The organism is Pyxidicoccus fallax, assembly GCF_012933655.1.
Taxonomy (GTDB): domain Bacteria; phylum Myxococcota; class Myxococcia; order Myxococcales; family Myxococcaceae; genus Myxococcus; species Myxococcus fallax.
Map to the genome: position 1 here is coordinate 1 of NZ_JABBJJ010000774.1, position 449 is coordinate 449.

2 protein-coding genes are annotated in these 449 nt (G+C 63.0%); both read left to right on the plus strand.

Annotated elements, in window-relative coordinates:
* Positions 1-121: rhodanese-like domain-containing protein (locus HG543_RS57130; protein ID WP_169352728.1), on the plus strand; the 121-nt coding region annotated here is incomplete at its 5' end.
* A 99-nt stretch (positions 122-220) separates the two neighbouring features.
* Positions 221-449: protein-export chaperone SecB (locus HG543_RS54110; protein WP_211194830.1), on the plus strand; the 229-nt coding region annotated here is incomplete at its 3' end.

The following is a 449-nucleotide window of genomic DNA, read 5'->3' on the forward strand; positions in this document are numbered from 1 at the left end:
CGCCTCGGAAACCGCCGCCAAGGCGCTGAAGAAGGCCGGCTTCGAGAAGGTCTACGTGCTCGACGGCGGCATTCCCGCCTGGCAGCAGGCCGAGCTGCCGCTGGTCAAGGGCCGCAACTGATTGCCGCAGGTGGCGGATCCGGCCTTGTATGGGCCTGATCCCGCCCCCATCGCAGTAATTCGACCATCGTTTTCATTGCATTCATTGGAGTTACTGGAAATGTCCGAAGAGATCACCAACGGCGCTGCTGCGCCGGTCGATGCCGCCACCGGCCCCGCTTTCACCGTCGAGAAGATCTACGTCAAGGACGTCTCCTTCGAGTCGCCGAACGCCCCGACCATCTTCAATGACCAGGTGCAGCCGGAGCTGCAGCTGAACCTGAACCAGCAGGTGCAGCGCCTGGGTGAGAACGCCTTCGAAGTCGTGCTGGCCGTGACCCTGACCTGCC